We start from the raw sequence: 21010 nt of genomic DNA, 5'->3' as shown, positions 1-21010 counted from the left end.
TTTTACCAATGAAACAAAGACCAACTCATAAAAAAAAATACCGTTTTACCAATGACCTTTATGTCGCTTTGGTGGTATTGCATTTGGTGGTAGGAGCAGGGGTGTTTTATATGCCCTACTTTTCTAACCTGTATTTTACAGTGGTTTGTCTTTATTTTCTAGGAAAGGTCATTTTGTCTCCAAAACGTTCTAAAGCCATGTGGGTCTTGTTGGGGTGTGCCTACATTGCGGCAGCAGAATCATTTTTTAGAATGACTGGTGGCGGCTTGTTTTATGAATTTTCTAAGTATTATATTATTTTATTGGTGTTAATCGGGATGTTTTTTACAGGAGTCTCTAAGAACAGTTATCCTTATTTTATCTATTTTGTTTTGTTAGTACCATCAGTTTTAGTCGCCTCTACCACATTAGGCTATGATTTAAACTTTAGAAAATCCATAGCCTTTGTATTGAGTGGTCCGGTCTGTTTAGGAGCATCGGCTTTGTATTGTTACGATAAAAAAATAAGCCAAGAACAATTATTACAAATTTTAGCTTGCATGATCTTTCCGGTCTTAGCGATGATGGTTTATTTGTTTTTATACAACCCTAGTGTTAAAGAGGTGTTGCAAGGCACAGGGTCTAATTTTGAAGCTTCTGGGGGGTACGGTCCTAATCAAGTAGCGACGTTGTTAGGTTTGGGTATGGTGGCACTAACCGTGCGGTTTTTTTTAAAATCCCCAAGTTTGTTTTTAAAACTGTTTAATTTAGTGCTTTTAGGCTTAGTGTCTTTTAGAGCTTTAGTAACCTTTAGTCGTGGTGGTGTACTCACAGCCATCATGATGATTGTTGGGTTTTTGGTGATTTTGTATGGAAAATCAAAATACAAAAGACGACAACAAATTATAAGTTCATTGTTTATAATGTGCATTGGTATTGCAATAACTTGGTTTATTACAGCTAATCAAACAGAAGGCTTAATAGAAAATCGTTACAGCAATAAAGATGCAAAAGGTAAAGAAAAGGAAGATGTTTCAACGGGACGTGTAGATTTGTTTACACGAGAATTTGAAGGGTTTTTAAGACATCCATTTTTTGGAGTGGGAGCGAATGGGATGAAACAAGTGCGTCTCGAAGAAGAAGGGCAAATTATAGCCTCGCATAATGAAGTGAGTCGGTTATTCTCGGAGCATGGCATCTTTGGGGTGATTATTTTGTTGTTACTTATTTTTACCCCTTTGCTGTATCGCCTAAAACATAAGGGAAATTTACTGTTCTATGCCTTCTTAATCTTTTGGTTTGCGACCATTAACCACTCGGCGATGCGTATTGCAGCCCCAGGCTTTATTTATGGTTTAGCGTTATTACATATTACTCATGAGAAAAAACGTCCTGTATCTAGGAAACAACTTATCAAACCCTAAAACCAACGTTTCTTATATGAAAGGCTTAACAAAAGCCTTGGAAGGAGAAGGGTTTAAGGTGGTTTGTAAATCGGCATTTCAAAATAAAATAGCACGTGTCTTAGATATGGTTAAAGGCACCATAGTGTATGGATACCGTATGGATAATGTATTAATAGATACCTATAGCACTCAGAATTTTTACTATGCTTTGGTGGTGAGTCAAGTCTGTCGTGTACTCAAATTACCGTATATTCCTATTTTGCATGGGGGGAATTTGCCGCAGCGCTTAGAGCAAAATCCTAAATTAAGCCGTATGCTGTTCAAGCCCGCTAAGGTATTAGTGTCCCCATCCATTTACTTAAAAGAAGCATTTAATAAGCAGGGGTTTACCAATGTGGTCTACATCCCTAACAGTTTACAGTTGCAAAACTACCCGTTTAGCATCAGGCCTATAGCTAACATAAACTTATTGTGGGTGCGTTCGTTTTCAGAAATTTATAATCCTTGTTTGGCCGTAGATATTTTAAAGGCACTACAAGATCAAGGTTATAACACCACATTATGTATGGCTGGCCCAGATACAGATGGTGCTTTAGCTAAGGTGAAAGCTCATGCTAAGGCGTTAGGGGTTACGGTAAATACACCAGGGAAACTCACCAAAGCAGAATGGATAACGCTTGCTAAAGATTATAATGTGTTTATCAATACCACCAATTTTGATAACATGCCGGTGAGTGTCATTGAAGCGATGGCCTTAGGTCTGCCTATTGTGTCAACCAATGTGGGGGGCATGCCTTTTCTTATTGAAGATGGAGTTGATGGAGTTTTAGTGCCACCTCATAACGCCGAAGCCTTTGTAGAAGCTATCTTAACATTAAGAACAGACGCCAAGGGGACCACTACTATGGTGGCTAAGGCACGATATAAAGTAACTTTATTTGATTGGGGCTGTCTAAAGGCACGCTGGAAAGCCGTTTTAGACGATACCAAGGACCCATGGAAGTCTTAAAACCTTCAGGGCGACCTAGCATTAAACGACCATTTTCTCATCCTATGCTGAGGTCTAAAATTAATTTAATATTGAATATACGCTAGAGTTCTTATATTTACACCCTAGTACAGCATGATAATGGCGCATAAAAAAAGTATTCATTTTGAAGTATCTGAGCGTAAAATTCTACTTCGAATCATCGACTTGGTCGTGGTATTCTTAGGGGTATATGCTTTAAGTCTTTACTTTGATTTTGAATACATAAAAGTAAGCCAAGAAAACACAGTCCCTTTAATATTATTAGGGGTTTATATCACAGTCTTCGGAACTATTTTTGAACTCTACGATTTACAAAAGGCAAGTAATTTTGATGCGACTTTTAAAAATATTGTGATCACCGCTTCTACAGTGCTCTTATTTTATCTGCTAACTCCGGTACTGTCTCCGTATTTACCTCTAGAGCGTATACAAATTGGCTATTTTTATCTTGTACTTATCCTGTCGTTACTAATATGGCGTCTCATTTATATCAACCTTATTGAGAGTCCTCGTTTTTATAAGCGCGTGCTTTTAGTTGGAGAAATATCTAATATGGAGGGTCTAATAAAGGCCCTCAACACCTCAGACCCTAATTATAAAATTGTAGGTTTTATTAATAGTGAGGCTTCTAAAAAAGAAGCGGTGAGATATAAAGAGGTGCCAGAGTTTAAAGCTAAAGACTTTTTAAAGACGATTGAAGAAGAGAAGATTTCAGAGATTTTAGTCGCTAGTTTTGATTCTGAAGCCATAATAACAGAAGTGTATCACGATTTAATGCTGCTTTTAGAACGTGGGTTTAAGATTAGAGATTACACTCAGGTTTACGAAGAGTTGCTTCAGAAAGTGCCAATTCAATTTGTAGGTAAGGATTTCTATAAGTATTTTCCATTTAGTCGTAGTAATGAAAATAAGCTCTATATCTTTTTTCAACGGGCTTTTGATCTTGTTTTTTCAATTATAGGCTTGATTATAGGACTGTTATTTTTACCCTTTATCTTAATAGGAAATGCCATAGGGAATAAAGGTCCTTTATTTTACATGCAAGAACGCGTTGGCAAAAACAGCAAGCCGTTTAATATTGTGAAATTACGAAGTATGGTGGTGAATGCAGAACAAAATGGAGCCGAATGGGCGCAAAAGAATGACGTCCGAATCACCAGGTTTGGCACGTTTTTAAGACGTTCTCGTATGGATGAGATTCCTCAGTTTTATAATGTACTTAAAGGGGATATGAGTGTTATTGGACCACGACCTGAACGTCCTTTCTTTGTGAGTGAGTTGTCTCAGATTATACCATTCTATGAAACCCGCCATATTATAAAACCAGGTTTAACAGGTTGGGCACAGGTAAGCACCAGATATGGATCTTCTGTTGATGATAGTCTTACAAAACTACAATACGATTTATACTACATAAAACACCGTAGTGTCTTTTTAGACTTTAATGTTTTTATTAAAACGTTAAGTACGATATTGTATTACCGGGGGCAGTGATGTGGTGGTGAAGTGGTGATGTGGTGATTTGGTGATGTGGTGATTTGGTGAGATGGTGAAGAGGTGAGATGGTGATTTGGTGAGATGGTGAAGTGGTGATTTGGTGAAGTGGTGAAGTGGTGAGTTGGTGATGCGATGGTTAAATCTTATTTTTATATTGAAACCTAATGGTTCTTGTTTGCTTATTGCTATTTAGACGTTACACAACAGAAGAGTTGGCATAGTTCACTAAATTCTTATTTAAACCATTTTACCAAATAGATATACCTTAGAAGTAGTGCTATGAGTATAGGGATGAGTCCTAATGCAAATACCTGAACTCCAATAATCCAATGTGAGCTCAGTAGGACAAGCATAATGATTAAGAATCTTAAATACTTTTTAAACCATGTTTTAGCATGTGGTTTTGTTAATTGTCCTATTGCCAAAATATTTAATGGAAATGCCCATAATACATTGTAGTTTAAAGCTGTAGCTGAGTGATCTGTAGCAAACCATAAGAATAAAATAAGAATTCCGATTAACCCTGTGCTCGTAAATAATGTGACATCAAGCCATTTGCTTCTTGTGTTATTTTTATAGTCTTTATAGGTTACAAATAGAATACAAAGTGCTAACAACGTCATGATGACTATAGGCGTAAGTACTATGCTCGTTGTTGTATTGGATTCCTTCTTACGATAGAGTGTGGTTGCACTTTTAACTAAGCTTTCATTTGTGCTTATTTTTGCAGTTTCAAAAAAGGCGTGGATGTACTTTGGTAAAAACATATACTCTTGTGGAGACGCTTGTTTATCTATTACAGCTCCTAATGCGATGTCTATACCAAAACTTCCCCAAGAATTTAAGCCTACATGCTCATGAATTAAATCTCTAAACGTTTTTTGTTCAACATCTTTAGGAGTTACAAATTCAATGTCGCTTTTTGTAGCTGTTTGCGTGACGTCCCTTATTCTAGTGGCACAATTATCATAGAAAAAATCGTATAAATACCGTCTGTTTTCTGGTTTGTAATTGTTTTCTAGATAGTTAAATAAAGCCTGCTTATCTTCTTTAGATAGCCTTAAAACTTGCTCCTCAATATTTCGATTTGCTCTGGTATATGCGTAATAAAAATTTTGAAACGGATGCCTGCTAATGAGATAATCTAGTTTACCTTGAATAAATTTTAAATAAAAATTAGGGGCATCAAAATCGTATTCTCCATAACCATAAACCAAATCGATTCCTAGAGCTCTATCTTTAATTCTGAATCCGTTATGTCCGAAGGCATCATTTAGAGATTCGCCAGGGCCAATGGTTATCACGGATATTTTTGCGTCGTCGGAAAGCTGTAATTGCTGTGCAACTAAAGAGACACAAGTGAAAAGAAATACAAGAACCGATAATTTTAGTTTCATAGCTGTAGCGTTATCTAAAGACACCGAAGTCTATTTTTAAAGAAAATACATTAGAATATAAGGCTGCACTTTGATCTCCAATATCTGTGAAAGCATAATCTATTTCTATACCACGATATTTAAAACCAACCCCAAAGTTAGGTTGAAAAGTGACTTGTTCTGAGTCGTCAATTTGTAATTCATTTTGGAAATTACCAACACCTGCTCTTAAAAAGACCAAGTCGGTGTACCCAAATTCGAAGCCTAAAGCAGGATTAATACTTGCAAAAGAAGTTGAAATAATATCGTTATTTTCTGCAAAGCGCATGTTTAAGTTTGCCGCAGCTAATAATGAATAATCGTAATGAAAAATCCATTTTTTAGACATTCCTAATTGTAGCTTCGGTATTGTGATTTCAGTCGTTTCTGGTAATTCTTGATTTTCACCATCAATAGCACTACTAATGTCTTCAAATTTATCTTCGTCTATAGACCAGGCATTAAAGGTTGTTGTAATGTCTCTAGCCATCAACCCAAATTTCCAATCATTACGGCTTTCAAATTGAATTCCTGCATCGAAACCGAAGCCCCAAGAGGATGCAAAATCACCAATAATTCTTCGGATCACTTTTGCATTAACACCAAAATTAAGACCATCTAATGGTAGTTTTCTAGCATACGAAAAGGTAAGACCATAATCTGCCGTAGAAAATGTACTTATTCTATCGTAATTAATATTTCCTTGATCGTCAATTAATTGTGTCGTATCTAGAATATCATCGACACCAAATCTAATCAGTGATAGGCCCATGGCACTTTTATTATCAATAGGCATGGCGTAAGCGATGTAATTGTAATTTGCAATATTGGCAAAATAACTAGAGTGCATTAATGCCAGTTGCGTATCTTCAAGATGCACTAGTCCTGCAGGGTTCCAATAGCCCGAATTAACGTCGTTTGTTTGGGAAACTACCGCGTTACTCATACCCAAGGCCGCAGCATCAACACCAATATTCATAAATTCATTTGAATATTTTCTAGTTGTTTGAGCAGAAACCGTAAGCGTAGCAAGCGTTAAGAGAATTACATAGTAATTTTTCAACAGCACAATTTTTTTACAAAGATGCATAATATTTTTCTATCTATTTAACTCTGAAACAAGGTTCTTATTGTTTTATTTTTATAAAAAATGAATAGACGCTCTTCTCAAGAAGAAGAAATGTTATTATTTTACTTCTTCAAGCTTTAAATCAACCGAAAATTGAAGGTGATAAAGGTGATGCTTGTTTGAGTTCTAAATTCTAACAAATTTGTAGGGCTATTATTTAAATAAAATATAAGCGTGAACACCAATTCTTTTCTATTTTTACAAAAAATAAATTTATGAGTTTCAAAAGACACATTCCGAATTTAGTTACACTGCTCAATTTACTTTCGGGCTGTATTGGGGTTATATTTGCTGTACATGGTCATTTTATTGCAGCAGCGATGTTTGTGTTTTTAGGCATCTTTTTCGATTTTTTCGATGGTCTTTTAGCACGAAAACTTAATGTGCAAAGTCCCTTAGGGATTCAGTTAGATTCTTTGGCTGATTTGGTGACTAGTGGAGTTGTGCCAGGAATTATAATGTTTAAGCTTATTTCAATGACTATTGATGCACCAGATTATTCTGCAAACAGCGATAGTTGGAATTCTATTTTTCATTGGCAAGTTTTTAAATTGTCTTTTTTACCATTAATAGGTCTGTTTATTACTTTAGCATCGGCTTATCGCTTAGCTAAATTTAATTTAGATGAAGATCAGCAAAGTTATTTTAAAGGGCTGCCAGTGCCAGCTAATACTTTAGTTATATTGTCTTTACCACTTATATTAGAGTATCAGAATAGTGATCTTATTAATAATATTATTATCAATAAGTGGTTTTTAATTGGGTTGACACTATTGAGTTGCTACCTTTTAAATTCGAATATTAAGTTATTCGCTTTAAAGTTTAAAAACTATGGTTTTAAGGATAATGCTGTGCGTTATATTTTTCTCATATTAAGTATTGTTTTGATCATTGTATTACATTTTGCAGCCATTCCGTTAGTGATTGGTTTGTATATCTTACTTTCATTATTAACGCGGTCTAAGATTTATTAATATAACCGATCTTTTTCTTATAACTTTCAATTAAAAATACTTTATAAAATGGCTTCAGGATTTTTTGCATTACTTGATGATATCGCAGCAATTATGGACGATGTGGCTGCAATGACTAAAATTACCACCAAAAAAACGGCCGGTATTTTAGGTGATGATTTGGCCGTAAATGCAGAGAAGGCTTCGGGTTTTGTGTCTTCTCGAGAAATTCCGGTGCTTTGGGCCATTACTAAAGGCTCTATGCTAAATAAGCTTATTATTTTGCCGCTCGCTTTTTTGTTAAGTGCTTTTGTGCCTTGGGCTATTATTGCGATTTTAATCCTTGGTGGTCTGTATTTAGCGTATGAAGGAGCAGAGAAAATATATGAATTTATTGTCCCTCATCCTAAGACGGTGAATGTAGATCTTAAGAAGGATTTTACGGAACAGGAATTATTAGCCTTAGAAAAAGCAAAAATAAAATCTGCAGTTGTTACCGATTTTATTTTGTCTGTAGAGATTGTCATTATTGCCTTAGGTTCTGTTGTTAATGAACCTTTGTTGACCCAGATTATTGTCGTTTCAATAGTGGCTTTAATTGCGACGATTGGTGTTTACGGTATTGTGGCTTTAATTGTAAGAATGGATGATCTTGGTTTGAAACTTATTAGCAAAAGTGATGGTGAAAAAGGTATTTTGTTTGGTATCGGAACGGTTTTAGTGAAAGCATTGCCAATTGTTATAAAGAGTTTATCTGTTATTGGGACCATTGCATTATTACTTGTTGCAGGTGGTATCTTTGTCCATAATATTGAATACATGCATCATTTTTTAGAACAGATTCCTTCGATTTTAAGAGATCTCATTGTAGGCCTTGTAGCGGGTGCAGTTTGTTTACTTCTTGTAAATGGTATTAAGTTATTGCTTCCAAAGAAAGCAGGGAAGCATTAGATTTTCTTATTCCTGCGAAGGCAGGAATCTTGTGTTTTAGCTGAGTGTTTTGAATAAAGTTTTGCTTTGTAAGTGGATTCCTGTTTTTGCAGGAATGACAAAGTAGCACTCTGTTTATTAATGTTTTGCTTTATAAGTGGATTCCTGCCTGCGCAGGAATGACAAGAGTAGCATTCTATTTTTATCTTGTTTTTTTTCTGTTTATTCATATTTGGTTTTAACTTGTAGATTCCTGCTTTTGCAGGAATGACAATACTTTAGAATGTGTAGCAGTAGCATTCTGTTTTTATGTTAGTCTTTTTCTGTTTATTCATGTTTTGCTTTATAAGTGGATTCCTGCCTGCGCAGGAGACAATACTCTAGAATGTGTAGCAGTAGCACTCTGTTTTTATGTTAGTCTTTTTCTGTTTATTAATGTTTTGCTTTGTAAGTGGATTCCTGCTTTTGCAGGAATGACAAAGTAGCACTCTGTCTATTCGTGTTTTTTTATATTTATAAGTGGATTTCTGCCTACGCAGGAATGACAATACTTTAGAATGTGTAACAGTAGCATTCTGTTTTTATCTTAGTCTTTTCTGTTTATTAATGTTTTGCTTTGTAAGTGGATTCCTGTTTTTGTAGGAATGACAATACTCTAGAATGTGTAGCAGTAGCACTCTGTTTTTACGTTAGTCTTTTTCTGTTTATTCATGTTTTGCTTTATAAGTGGATTCCTGCTTTTGTAGGAATGACAATACTTTAGAATGTGTAGCAGTAGCATTCTGTTTTTATGTTAGTCTTTTTCTATTTATTCATGTTTTGCTTTATAAGTGGATTCCTGCCTGCGCAGGAATGACAAGAGTAGCATTCTATTTTTATCTTGTTTTTTTTCTGTTTATTCATATTTGGTTTTAACTTGTAGATTCCTGCTTTTGCAGGAATGACAAAGTAGCACTCTATTTTTATCTTAGTCTTTTTCTGTTTATGAATGTTTTGCTTTATAAGTGGATTCCTGCTTTTGCAGGAATGACAAGACTTTAGAATGTGTAGCAGTAGCATTCTGTTTTTTTCCTGTTTATTAATGTTTGGTTTTAACTTGTAGATTTCTGTCTTCGCAGGAATGGCAAAGTAGCACTCTGTCTATTCGTGTTTTTTTATATTGATAAGTGGATTCCTGCCTGCGCAGGAATGACAAGACTCTAAAAAGTATAACAGTAACACTCTATTTTATCTTGGTTTTTTTGCTTATTAATGTTTGGTTTTAACTTGTAGATTCCTGCTTTTGCAAGAATGGCAAAGTAGCACTCTGTCTATTCGTGTTTTTTATAATTATAAGTGGGTTCCTGCTTCTGCAGGAATGACAAATGGATCCTAAATTAAAATATAATTCATCTCGTTTTACGAGAGTCCGAAGTCTTTTAGAATTCTAATTTCTTCTTACGCAACTCAAAATTCTTTCCTAGGTAAACTTTACGCACCATTTCGTCACTGGCTAACTCTTCTGGTTTTCCTGCTTTAAGAATATTACCTTCAAACATTAAGTAGGTTCTATCTGTAATGGCTAACGTTTCTTGTACGTTGTGATCTGTAATAAGAATACCAATGTTTTTCTTTGTCAGTTTCGCTACAATACGTTGGATATCTTCTACAGCAACAGGATCGACACCTGCAAAAGGTTCATCTAAAAGAATAAAACTAGGATCTGTGGCCAAGGCGCGCGCAATTTCTGTTCGTCGTCGCTCACCACCAGACAATAAATCTCCTCTACTTTTTCTAATATGTCCTAAACCAAATTCTTCAATTAGCGATTCCATTTTGTCAAGTTGCTCTTTCTTACTTAGCTTGGTAAGTTGTAATACACTTAAAATATTATCTTCTATGCTTAGTTTTCTAAACACAGAAGCTTCTTGAGCTAAGTAGCCAATACCGTTTTGAGCACGTTTGTACATTGGGTATTTTGTAATGTTAGTATCATCTAAAAAGATATTACCACCATTCGGTTTGATAATCCCAACAATCATGTAGAAAGATGTAGTTTTACCGGCACCGTTTGGTCCTAATAAACCTACAATCTCTCCTTGGTTAACCTCTAAAGAGACATCCTTTACTACTTTTCGTCCGTTGTAGGACTTCATTAAATGTTCTGCTCGTAACTTCATATATGGTCTAAGAATGCTAAAATTAATAAAATCATGGCGATTCTATTTGCTTTAGTTATCATTTATTAAAAGTTTAACCTTGTAATTCTTTCTAATTATAAATTAGATTCAGCATTGTGTTGCTCTATAGCTTCCCAATACTCATGGGCACGTCTTAAATGAGGAATCACAATGGTACCACCAACTAATGTTGCAATACTTAAAGCTTCGCTAATTTCAGCTTTAGAAATCCCTTCGTTATAAGAGGCTTCCAAATGGTATTTAACACAATCATCACAGCGTAAAACGGTTGATGCTACGAGACCTAAAAGCTCTTTTGTCTTTTTATCTAAAGCCCCTTCTTGGAACGCATTGGTATCTAAATTAAAAATACGTTTTACTACTTTATTATTATCGGCTAATATTTTATCGTTCATTTTAGCACGATAATCATTAAATTCTTTTACAATATCAGACATCTATTTAGGACTTAATTTTTGATTTTTTTTTGTTTTGATTTCGAACAACAATAGCCGAAATATAAATACTTACTTGGTACAATATTAGAATAGGAATTGCGACTATAACCTGACTTGCAATATCTGGAGGTGTAATAACAGCAGATATAATAAGTACAATAACTAAAGCAAATTTTCTGTATTTCTTTAAAAATTCAGGTGTAACTAAACCTACTTTGGTTAAAAAATAAATGATAATAGGTAACTCAAATACAAACCCAGATGCAATGGCCGAAGAGCGTACAATGGCAATTACAGAACTGACATCGAACTCGTTTAAAATTTGATCACTAATATTGTAATTGGCTAAAAAGTTAATTGATAAAGGAGTGATGATATAATAGCCAAAAAGTACGCCTAAAAAGAATAGGAGTGATGCTACAATTATAAACCCCCTAGAGCTTTTGCGTTCATTAGTTTTTAACCCAGGACTTATAAAACTCCATAATTGGTAAAGTATATAGGGGAATGCAACTATAAAACCGGCGTAGATTGAAGTCCAGATATGAGCTGAAAACTGACCCGCCACAGTTCTATTTTGGATAATAAAAGGGAATTTTTCAGCACAAAAAGTGGTGTCTGTCATTCCTATAAGTTGAGACATTTTACAAAGCCACTCATAGGTTGGGAAATCCATATGTGTTGGCCCGAAAATGATGACATCAAAAATAAACCTCTTAAAAATGAAAGCTGCCGTTGCTGCAATTACAATACTAATTGTAGCTCTAACTAAATGCCATCTTAACTCTTCAAGATGATCTAAAAAAGACATCTCATCTATATGTTTTTTTGTCATTATATAATACCTTCTTTTATTAAATCGTGAAGATGAACTACCCCTGCATATTTACCATCGTGTTCTACTAATAATTGAGAAATGCCAAATTGTTCCATAACTTCTTTAGCATCAACAGCCATTGCGTCTTCTTGAATACGCCTTGGGTTATTACTCATAATGTCTTTGGCTTTTAAACCCGAAAAATCATCGCTCTTACTCAACATACGTCTTAAATCACCATCTGTGATAATTCCAACAATTTGATCCTTTTCAATAACCGCTGTAACTCCGAGCATTTTTTCAGTAATCTCTACAATCACTTCTTTCACTGAAGCTTCAGGATTTACTTGAGGCTTTTCATTTTGAGAAGAAATATCATTTACTCTTAAATAAAGACGTTTTCCTAAAGCACCACCTGGATGATATTTTGCAAAATCATTGCTAGAGAATCCACGTAATTCTAACAAGCAAACGGCTAAAGCATCTCCTAAAACTAATTGAGCAGTTGTACTTGTTGTTGGAGCTAAATTATTTGGACAAGCTTCTTTTGTAACAAAAGCATTCAAAATAAAATCGGCTTGTTGCCCTAAAAACGATTCTATATTGCCTGTTATGGCGATCATTTTATTTTTTGCTTTCTTAATAAGTGGGACTAAAACTTTTATTTCGGGTGTATTTCCGCTCTTAGAAATACAGATTACAATGTCGTTTTGTAGAATTAATCCTAAATCTCCATGGATGGCATCGGCGGCATGCATAAATACAGATGGAGTTCCTGTAGAATTTAGCGTAGCAACGATTTTGCTAGCTATAATGGCGCTTTTGCCAATTCCGGTAATGATTACTCGTCCCTTAGAATTGTAAATTAATTGTACGGCTTCAGCAAAGTCATCTGTCAATAATTCTGACAAATTGGCTATAGCATTACTTTCTAATTTTATGGTTGATTTTGCAGTATGTAAAATGGCTTGTTTAGTGTTCAAAACTTATTTTTTATTGAGTTTTTTTGGTCTAAAGAATTTATTATCTTTAAACTTGTTGCAAATGTATATAAAATACCAATAGGGATTAATGAGTATTGCAGAAATTGACTTACACATCGCATTAAAAAAGCACTTTGGATTTTCAGAATTTAAAGGGCTTCAAGAAGAAGTAATAAAGAACGTCGTTGCAGGTAATAACACTTTTGTTATTATGCCTACAGGTGGGGGTAAATCTTTATGTTATCAACTACCAGCGCTAATTAAAGAAGGGACTGCTATCGTGGTTTCTCCTCTTATTGCGTTGATGAAAAATCAAGTTGATGCCATAAGGGCCGTGTCTGAACATGAAGGAGTAGCACACGTTTTAAATTCTTCTCTTAATAAAACAGAAGTAAAACGAGTTAAAGATGATATTACAAATGGCATTACAAAATTGCTGTATGTTGCACCAGAATCTTTAACCAAAGAAGAATACGTTGACTTTTTAAGGACTGTTAAGATTTCTTTTATGGCCGTAGATGAAGCCCATTGTATTAGTGAATGGGGGCATGATTTTAGGCCGGAATATAGAAATCTTAAGACAATTATTAAGCGTATTGGCGATGATATCCCTATCGTTGGTCTTACAGCTACGGCAACACCGAAAGTTCAAGAAGATATTTTGAAGAGTTTAGGGATGCCAAAAGCTATTACATTTAAAGCGTCCTTTAATAGACCTAATTTATATTATGAGGTACGTCCTAAAACTAAAACCGTAGATGCAGATATTATTCGTTTTGTAAAACAGAACGAAGGAAAATCGGGTATTATCTACTGCTTAAGTCGTAAACGTGTTGAAGCTTTAGCTCAAGTACTTCAAGTTAATGGTGTTAAAGCCGTGCCTTATCATGCTGGTTTAGATGCTAAAACACGTGTTAAACATCAAGATATGTTCTTAATGGAAGATACCGATGTGGTTGTTGCAACGATTGCCTTTGGAATGGGAATAGATAAGCCCGATGTGCGTTTTGTAATTCACCATGATATTCCTAAAAGTATTGAAAGTTATTATCAAGAAACAGGACGAGCAGGTCGAGATGGAGGTGAAGGTCATTGTTTAGCTTATTATGCTTATAAGGATATAGAAAAACTTGAGAAGTTTATGGCAGGTAAACCTGTAGCAGAACAAGAAATTGGTCACGCTCTCTTACAAGAAGTGGTCGCTTTCTCTGAAACTTCAGTATCTAGACGTAAATTTATTCTTCATTATTTTGGTGAAGAATTTGATAATGAAACCGGTGATGGTGGCGATATGGACGATAATGTTCGTCATCCTAAAAAGCAAGTAGAAGCACAAGATGATGTTAAAATCCTTTTAGAAACCGTTTCTAAAACTAATGAAAAATACAAAGCTAAAGATTTAGTGCAAGTATTAGTGGGCAATTCTAACGCATTGATTTCTTCTCATAAAACGGATCAACAACCATTTTTTGGAATAGGAAAGTCTAAAGATCCACGTTACTGGATGGCTTTGATCCGTCAAGTATTGGTGGCACGCTATTTAAAGAAAGATATTGAAACCTATGGTGTTTTAAGATTAAGTGACGTTGGAAAAGATTTTATTGAAAACCCAACTTCTTTTATGATGGCAGAAGACCACGTGTTTGATGAAGATTCTAACGACGGTATTATAACGAATACAAGAGGAGGTGGTGCCGCTGCGGATGAAAAATTAATGGGGATGCTTAAGGACTTGCGTAAACGTAATGCTAAAAAGTTAGGTGTACCACCATTTGTTATTTTTCAGGATCCATCATTAGAAGATATGGCTTTAAAATATCCTATTACTATTGAAGAATTAAATAATATTCATGGAGTTGGTGAGAGTAAAGCTAAAAAATACGGTAAAGATTTTGTAGATTTAATTGCTGATTATGTAGAAGATAATGACATATTACGACCAGAAGATATGGTTGTGAAATCAACAGGGACGAACTCTGCCATAAAATTATATATTATTCAGAATGTCGATCGAAAATTACCATTGGATGATATTGCTACGTCTAAGGGTATGAGCATGTCTAAGTTTATAAAAGAAATGGAAGCTATTGTTTTTTCAGGGACAAAGTTGAATATTAACTATTGGATTGATGATATTTTAGACGAAGATCAGCAGGAGGAAATTCATGATTATTTTATGGAAACTGAAAGTGATAAGATAGACGATGCTATTGAGGAATTTGATGGTGATTATGACGATGAAGAATTACGTTTGTATCGTATTAAATTTATGAGTGAAGTGGCTAATTAGTATTTAGCTAGCAGTTTTTGTTTTTTTGGTAGGTGAACTTAATAGTTCTCGATACAAAATTTAAACCTTCACTGTGTTTAATTTAAATTTTACTCGAACTGACGTTATTATATACAGTTTCTAATCTTTATTAGGCTGAAATTAAGTGTTTTGAATCGGGAATAGTTTGTGTTTTTAAGCTGTTCTCGATACAAAATATAGGTTTAGGCTACGCTTTAATTTAATTTTTACTCTAACTGATGTCTGTTGTTTCTAACTATTCCTCTTCGTCTGAGATTTCTTCTATAACTACATATTTACTGAATGAAATGTCGTGTTTCTTAACTTTAATTTGAATGCTTCTAAGTGTTGTATTATCTAGTTTTTCGACTTCACTTTCTTCAATTTGAAAATCAATCTTTGTAATATATCTTCCTTTAATATCTGAACTTTCAGATTCGAATTCAGGCATGTCAGCTTCTAATTTTAATTTAAAATCATCGCCAATAAATGTAAGTTGTGCTCCGTTTTTACATTTGATATTGAGTTCTCCTACAATTACAGTTTGAAAAAAATAATAACCACCTAATTCATTTAAGCCAGCAAAAAGAACATTTGTGTCTGCAACTCCGAAGGGGTTATTTTCTACGTCATTTATAATTGCTTCAATGGAATCATTAGATTTTGAAGATTTACTGCCTAAAAGTTGAGATAATGAAAATGCCATGTTTATGATTTTTTTCAAAACTAACTTTATTAATTTAAATCCCCAATTTTTATGGTGGTCTTCATTTGATAGTAAGTTATTAAGGATTGTTCTCGATACAAAATTTAAATCTTCACTTTGTTTAATTTATATTTCACTCGAACTGACGTTGTTTGTGATTATTTGATTTTCGGTTTTTTATTTGTTGCTATGTGTGTTAATAGTTCTCGATACAACATATAAATTTCCGCTGTGCTTTAATTTATATTTCACTCGAACAGACGTTGTTTGTGATTATTTGATTTTCGGTTTTTTATTTGTTGCTATGTGTGCTAATAGTTCTCGATACAACATATAAATTTCCGCTGTGCTTTAATTTATATTTCACTCGAACAGACGTTGTTTGTGATTATTTGATTTTCGGTTTTTTATTTGTTGCTATGTGTGCTAATAGTTCTCGATACAACATATAAATTTCCGCTGTGCTTTAATTTATATTTCACTCGAACAGACGTTGTTTGTGATTATTTGATTTTCGGTTTTTTATTTGTTGCTATGTGTGCTAATAGTTCTCGATACAACATATAAATTTCCGCTGTGCTTTAATTTATATTTCACTTGAACTGACGTTGTCTGTGATTATTTGATTTTCGGTTTTTATTTGTTGCTATGTGTATTAATAGTTCTCGATACAACATATAAATTTCCGCTGCGCTTCAATTAATATTTTACTCGAACTGACGTTGTTTGTGATTATTTGATTTTCGTTTTTTTATTTGTTGTTATGTGTGTTAATAGTTTTCGATACAACATATAAATTTCAGCTGTGCTTTAATTTATATTTCACTCGAACTGACGGGTTAATGTTAAACGATTTGTAATATTATTAGAATCATGGGCTTTAAACCTTTGGTCTTATGTTCTAAACTTTCAATTCACTATCTTTGCAACTTCAAATAAAAACACAGACAATGCAAGACGGTTTATACGCAAAATTCAACACTTCAAAAGGTGAGATATTAGTAAATTTAGAGTTCGAAAAAGCTCCGGGAACGGTAGGTAACTTTGTAGCTTTAGCTGAAGGTAATTTAGAAAATTCGGTGAAGCCACAAGGAACCCCTTACTATGATGGCTTAAAATTTCACAGAGTAATTCCTGATTTTATGATTCAAGGTGGTTGTCCACAAGGTACAGGTACTGGAAACCCAGGTTATAAATTTGACGATGAGTTTCATCCAGATTTAAAGCATAGTGGTCCTGGTGTTTTAGCTATGGCAAACTCTGGTCCTGGTACAAATGGTAGTCAGTTTTATATTACTCATATTGCTACAGATTGGTTAGATAATAAGCACACTGTTTTTGGAAACGTTGTTGAGGGACAAGATATTGTTGATGCTATTGCCCAAGGTGATACTATTGATAGCTTAGAAATTGTAAAACAAGGTGAAGCTGCAGAAAACTTTAATGCTATTGAAGCTTTTAGAACATTTGAAGGTTCTCGTGAAAAGCGTGTTGCAGCAGAGCGCGAAGCAGCAAGAGCTGAGTTAGATAAGTTAGCTTCAGGTTTTGAAGAAACAGCTTCTGGTTTACGTTATAAAATCATTCAAAAAGGAGATGGTAAAAAAGCAGAGAAAGGACAAATGGTTTCTGTACATTACAAAGGTCAGTTAGCAGATGGAACTGTTTTTGATTCTTCTTACAAAAGAAACTCACCATTAGATTTTCAAGTTGGAGTTGGTCAGGTTATTTCTGGTTGGGATGAAGGAATTTGTCTATTAAACGTTGGTGATAAAGCCCGTTTTGTAATTCCTAGTGATTTAGCATACGGTTCAGCAGGTGCAGGTGGAGTTATTCCTCCAGATGCAACTTTAGTATTTGATGTTGAATTAATGGGGACTAAATAATTATTAGTTTAAAAACTCAATTTTTAAATTGAAGTTTTAATCATAAAAAAAAAGCGAACTTTTTAAAGTTCGCTTTTTTGTTTTTATAATTTTAGTATTATGCGGTTTGCAATTGATGCTTTCCTTCATATACTTCCTCTATTAGCTTAGCATTAAAGGCAGGTAAATCATTTGGGTTTCTACTTGTTACTAATCCATGATCTACGACAACTTCACTATCTTCCCATTCAGCTCCTGCGTTAATCATATCTTGCTTAATAGAGCCGTAAGAGGTTATTTTTCGTCCCTTTAGTACATCCGCTTCCGCTAAAAGCCATGGTGCGTGGCATATTGCCGCTACAGGTTTTTTATTTTTAAAGAATGATTTTACAAAATTAACAGCCTCTTTATTTTGTCTTAAAGTGTCAGGATTCATCACTCCACCTGGTAGTAATAAGGCATTATAATCAGACTCAGCGACCTCACTCAATATTTTATCCACATTGTATTCGTTACTCCAATTACCGTTTTCCCATCCCTTGATTTTGCCAGCTTTATCTGAAACAATATGAACATCAGCTCCTGCTTGTTTTAAAGCATTCATTGGTTCTTTTAATTCACTTTCCTCAAATCCATTTGTTGCTAAAATTGCAACTGTCTTTCTTTTTAAATTTTCCATTTGTGATTTTATAATTTTATTTGTTCAACTTGTCTCTAAGATAAAGGAAATGTAGCGTTATAACGAATTTTGAAAACGGCTTAACATCAGTTTAATACTTGATGTTAAAACATTTGCTGTCGGTGTTAAAATTAGGTCAATAAGTTAAAATTTTAAGCTTTGAGGTTGTGGATAGTTTTAGTGTGATAAAACTGTAGTCATTAATTATAGCATTTATGAATGTTTTAATGGCCGTAAGTTGATGTTCTTCTTATAAGAAAATTCTTATAAATAAATTGATTTGAATTGTGATGCTGTTGGAATTTAATTAATTTTAAAGCAACTAAAATCAATTTATTTATGAAAAAATTATTACTTACTCTTTTTGCAAGCTTTGGTGTCATGGTAATGCTTTCGGCACAAAGCTACACCACGCCAGATACAGGTGTTATTTACAGTTTAGATGATCTTGTTGCTCTTAGTCCATCTACAATTTCTGTGTCAGGTTCTACTTATACATTAGTAGATGAACTTATTATTTCGGCTAGTGATACACTTCTTATCGATTCGGACTTAACTTTAGAAATTGATGAAGGTTTATTAATTACCATTTTTGGTACCTTTAGTGTGGATGCAGATCATGTTGTATTTACGGCTATTGATCCTACAATGCCTTATGAGGGGTTTCGTTTTGAACAGCTTTCTGATATAAATATTCAAAATGCAACTATAGCATATGGTGGAGGACTGCGTGTGCTTACGGAAACATTTACAATCAATAATTCTTTAATTACCAATAATGTTTCAGGTGTTTCTACAGGAAGTGTTATTTCTCTTCTTAGAGGTAGAGCACAGATTACAAATAATACAATTACTTATAATGATACCCCAGCAATAAGCTCAGGTGCAAATAGTAATGTATCACCTTACATCTTTAATAATTATATTGAGGGTAATAATCAAGAAAATTCAAATCGTCCTCAAATTAATATGGGATCTACAATGGTTGAAGAACCTTTAGAGATTATACAAAATACTATTATAGGAGATCGTAATTTAGATCAAGTTGGTGCAATTGCGGTGTCTAATGTTTTAGATAATAGTATAAATGCAATTATTGATAATAATACGATTACCAATAATCGCTATGGAATTACAGTGGTTGGAGGAAACTCTTTTGCTTATATTAGAAATAATATTATTGAAGATAATGATACACAAGGAAGTCCTAATTTAGGTGGTAGTGGTATTTCGCTAAATTCACCTTCTGATGATATGGAAGTAATTGCAAGTGGAAATGAAATACGTCGTAATCTTTGGGGAATTACAGTGATTGATGAAGCCTCTATTAATTTAGGAGATAATACTGATAATGTAGGTCAAAATGTATTTTCTGAAAATGGTAATGGAGGTGTTATCTATGCCTTATATAATAATACAGATAATGCTATTACAGCTATGCATAATTGCTGGGATGAAGCAAATGCACCAAATTCGCTTGCAGATGCAGAAGCTGTAATTGTGCATGAAAATGATATCTCTAATTTAGGATTAGTCACCTTTGATCCTGTTAATTGTGCCTTTTTAAGTATAGAGGATGTCGTCTTAAACGAGATGAAATTATACCCAAATCCTACTTCAGGTCAATTAAATTTGTCTCAAAATATTTCGTTTCAAACTATGAGTATTTATAACATTAATGGTCAGCTAATTATGCAAAAAGCATTACACGTTGGAGATAATGAAATGCATCTTAATCTGAATACAGGGATTTATCTTTTAGAATTTAATGGAGAATCGACTAAAGTGACTAAAAAGTTAGTGATTAATTAACTAATTTTTTAAATCAAACTAATAAAAACTCTTCTTATAGGGAACGTTAATTAAAAAAACCACCATGTTTTCACAAGGTGGTTTTTAATTTTATATTTTAAGAGATGCTAAGACGGATCTGAAGCTACAACACCTAATGTGTGCAGTTGTTCCATCGTTGGTGTTTTACTACCTCCTTTTGGCTCTAAAGTGATACCAAAGGCTTGACTTTCGTTAGCATTTGCGATGGTAAAGATTTTATTGTCATCTGTATTAAAGTCGTCAATAGTGCCTAAGCTAGTTGGGCTCAATGGGTTTAACGTTAGTGACCATACTTGCCATACTTTTCCTTCAGGAGCTTCAGGTAAGCCTTCAGCATCTAAATAAATTGTGTTCTTAGATTTGTTCCAATATACCTTAGCAAAACTAGAGGTAAAATCACCTTGTCCGCCAAGTGGCACCGCAATTATGTCTTTATCTCTAATGACGTCTAATAAATTTTTAGTCGCCGCTAAATCTGTTTTTGTATCTTCAATTTGCGTTTCTAAATAACGATTTTCTAAACCTACTGTCTGTATCGTTTGCTTTAATTCTGATTTCTGATTAAGTGTCCAGAATAATCCAGCAGCCAATACAACAGAAGCTGCCCAACCTGAGTAAGACATCCAATTTGTACTTTTAGGTTGTAATTGTACTACTTTTGTGTCCGTGTTACCTATCTTATCTTTTAAATTTTCAAACCCTTTCGAGCTAGGCGATACTGCAGCAGTTAGTTTTACAACTGCATTTTCTATTTCTAATACTTCTTGTAACAACTCAGGGTGTTGTAGCAGAAGCTTATATATCTCTTGATTTTCTTCCTCAGAAAGTTTTCCTGCTACGTATAGCTCTAAAATACCTGACTCTATGTATGCTTTAATGTCCAT

17 protein-coding genes are annotated in these 21010 nt (G+C 34.0%); 8 read left to right on the top strand and 9 right to left on the bottom strand.

What is annotated here, in order from left to right; translation table 11 throughout:
- Positions 1–8: 8 nt before the first annotated feature.
- From HM985_RS11830 to HM985_RS11820, 3 genes are all read left to right on the top strand, one after another.
- Positions 9–1403: an O-antigen ligase family protein gene (locus HM985_RS11830; RefSeq protein WP_179376457.1), complete on the top strand. Its 1395-nt coding sequence runs from the start codon at positions 9–11 to the stop codon at positions 1401–1403.
- Positions 1357–2394, top strand: a complete 1038-nt coding sequence (locus HM985_RS11825; RefSeq protein ID WP_179376456.1) for a glycosyltransferase family 4 protein — start codon at positions 1357–1359, stop codon at positions 2392–2394. Before HM985_RS11830 ends, HM985_RS11825 begins: the two co-directional genes overlap by 47 nt.
- Before the next feature lie 120 nt (positions 2395–2514).
- The gene (locus HM985_RS11820; RefSeq protein ID WP_179376455.1) at positions 2515–3909 is read left to right on the top strand and encodes a sugar transferase; all 1395 of its coding nucleotides are present in this window, start codon (positions 2515–2517) and stop codon (positions 3907–3909) included.
- Between the two features lie 236 nt (positions 3910–4145).
- On the opposite strand, the gene HM985_RS11815 is transcribed toward HM985_RS11820, so the two are convergent.
- Both HM985_RS11815 and HM985_RS11810 read right to left on the bottom strand, forming a co-directional pair.
- A complete protein-coding gene (locus HM985_RS11815) occupies positions 4146–5333 on the bottom strand; it encodes a lipoprotein N-acyltransferase Lnb domain-containing protein (protein ID WP_317167137.1) in 1188 nt (395 codons plus the stop codon).
- Positions 5320–6390 carry a putative type IX sorting system protein PorV2 gene (locus tag HM985_RS11810; RefSeq protein ID WP_179376454.1) on the bottom strand — a complete coding sequence of 357 codons (1071 nt, stop codon included), beginning with the start codon at positions 6388–6390 and terminating at the stop codon, positions 5320–5322. The genes HM985_RS11815 and HM985_RS11810 overlap by 14 nt, the downstream gene beginning before the upstream one ends.
- Before the next feature lie 281 nt (positions 6391–6671).
- On the opposite strand from HM985_RS11810, the gene HM985_RS11805 reads away from it, so the two are divergent.
- Together HM985_RS11805 and HM985_RS11800 are read left to right on the top strand one after the other, a co-directional pair.
- Entirely contained in the window at positions 6672–7430 is a 759-nt protein-coding gene (locus HM985_RS11805) for a CDP-alcohol phosphatidyltransferase family protein (protein ID WP_179376453.1), read from the top strand.
- A gap of 48 nt (positions 7431–7478) precedes the next feature.
- Entirely contained in the window at positions 7479–8360 is an 882-nt protein-coding gene (locus tag HM985_RS11800; RefSeq protein WP_179376452.1) for a DUF808 domain-containing protein, read from the top strand.
- A 1397-nt stretch (positions 8361–9757) separates the two neighbouring features.
- Here the strand turns inward: HM985_RS11800 and lptB are convergent.
- From lptB to HM985_RS11780, 4 genes are all read right to left on the bottom strand, one after another.
- Entirely contained in the window at positions 9758–10498 is a 741-nt protein-coding gene (gene lptB / locus HM985_RS11795; RefSeq protein ID WP_179376451.1) for an LPS export ABC transporter ATP-binding protein, read from the bottom strand.
- A 95-nt stretch (positions 10499–10593) separates the two neighbouring features.
- Positions 10594–10956, bottom strand: a complete 363-nt coding sequence (locus HM985_RS11790; protein ID WP_179376450.1) for a carboxymuconolactone decarboxylase family protein — start codon at positions 10954–10956, stop codon at positions 10594–10596.
- A gap of 4 nt (positions 10957–10960) precedes the next feature.
- Complete coding sequence (tatC, locus tag HM985_RS11785; protein WP_179376449.1) at positions 10961–11791, bottom strand: twin-arginine translocase subunit TatC; 831 nt, start codon at positions 11789–11791, stop codon at positions 10961–10963.
- Complete coding sequence (locus HM985_RS11780; RefSeq protein WP_179376448.1) at positions 11791–12756, bottom strand: KpsF/GutQ family sugar-phosphate isomerase; 966 nt, start codon at positions 12754–12756, stop codon at positions 11791–11793. Before HM985_RS11780 ends, tatC begins: the two co-directional genes overlap by 1 nt.
- 88 nt (positions 12757–12844) lie before the next feature.
- Between HM985_RS11780 and recQ the strand changes: the two genes are divergently transcribed.
- The gene (gene recQ / locus HM985_RS11775; protein WP_179376447.1) at positions 12845–15046 is read left to right on the top strand and encodes a DNA helicase RecQ; all 2202 of its coding nucleotides are present in this window, start codon (positions 12845–12847) and stop codon (positions 15044–15046) included.
- 256 nt (positions 15047–15302) lie between these two features.
- Here recQ and HM985_RS11770 read toward each other — a convergent pair whose 3' ends face one another.
- The gene (locus HM985_RS11770; RefSeq protein ID WP_179376446.1) at positions 15303–15752 is read right to left on the bottom strand and encodes a hypothetical protein; all 450 of its coding nucleotides are present in this window, start codon (positions 15750–15752) and stop codon (positions 15303–15305) included.
- A gap of 950 nt (positions 15753–16702) precedes the next feature.
- Here HM985_RS11770 and HM985_RS11765 point away from each other — a divergent pair.
- Entirely contained in the window at positions 16703–17635 is a 933-nt protein-coding gene (locus HM985_RS11765; RefSeq protein ID WP_179376445.1) for a peptidylprolyl isomerase, read from the top strand.
- A gap of 97 nt (positions 17636–17732) precedes the next feature.
- On the opposite strand, the gene HM985_RS11760 is transcribed toward HM985_RS11765, so the two are convergent.
- Positions 17733–18293, bottom strand: a complete 561-nt coding sequence (locus HM985_RS11760; protein ID WP_179376444.1) for a type 1 glutamine amidotransferase domain-containing protein — start codon at positions 18291–18293, stop codon at positions 17733–17735.
- 339 nt (positions 18294–18632) lie between these two features.
- Between HM985_RS11760 and HM985_RS11755 the strand changes: the two genes are divergently transcribed.
- A complete protein-coding gene (locus HM985_RS11755; protein ID WP_179376443.1) occupies positions 18633–20105 on the top strand; it encodes a T9SS type A sorting domain-containing protein in 1473 nt (490 codons plus the stop codon).
- A gap of 107 nt (positions 20106–20212) precedes the next feature.
- Here HM985_RS11755 and HM985_RS11750 read toward each other — a convergent pair whose 3' ends face one another.
- Positions 20213–21010: an anti-sigma factor gene (locus HM985_RS11750; protein WP_179376442.1), complete on the bottom strand. Its 798-nt coding sequence runs from the start codon at positions 21008–21010 to the stop codon at positions 20213–20215.

Source organism: Winogradskyella wichelsiae (assembly GCF_013403925.1).
Lineage (GTDB): Bacteria > Bacteroidota > Bacteroidia > Flavobacteriales > Flavobacteriaceae > Winogradskyella > Winogradskyella wichelsiae.
This window is presented reverse-complemented; position numbering and strand designations above follow the sequence as displayed.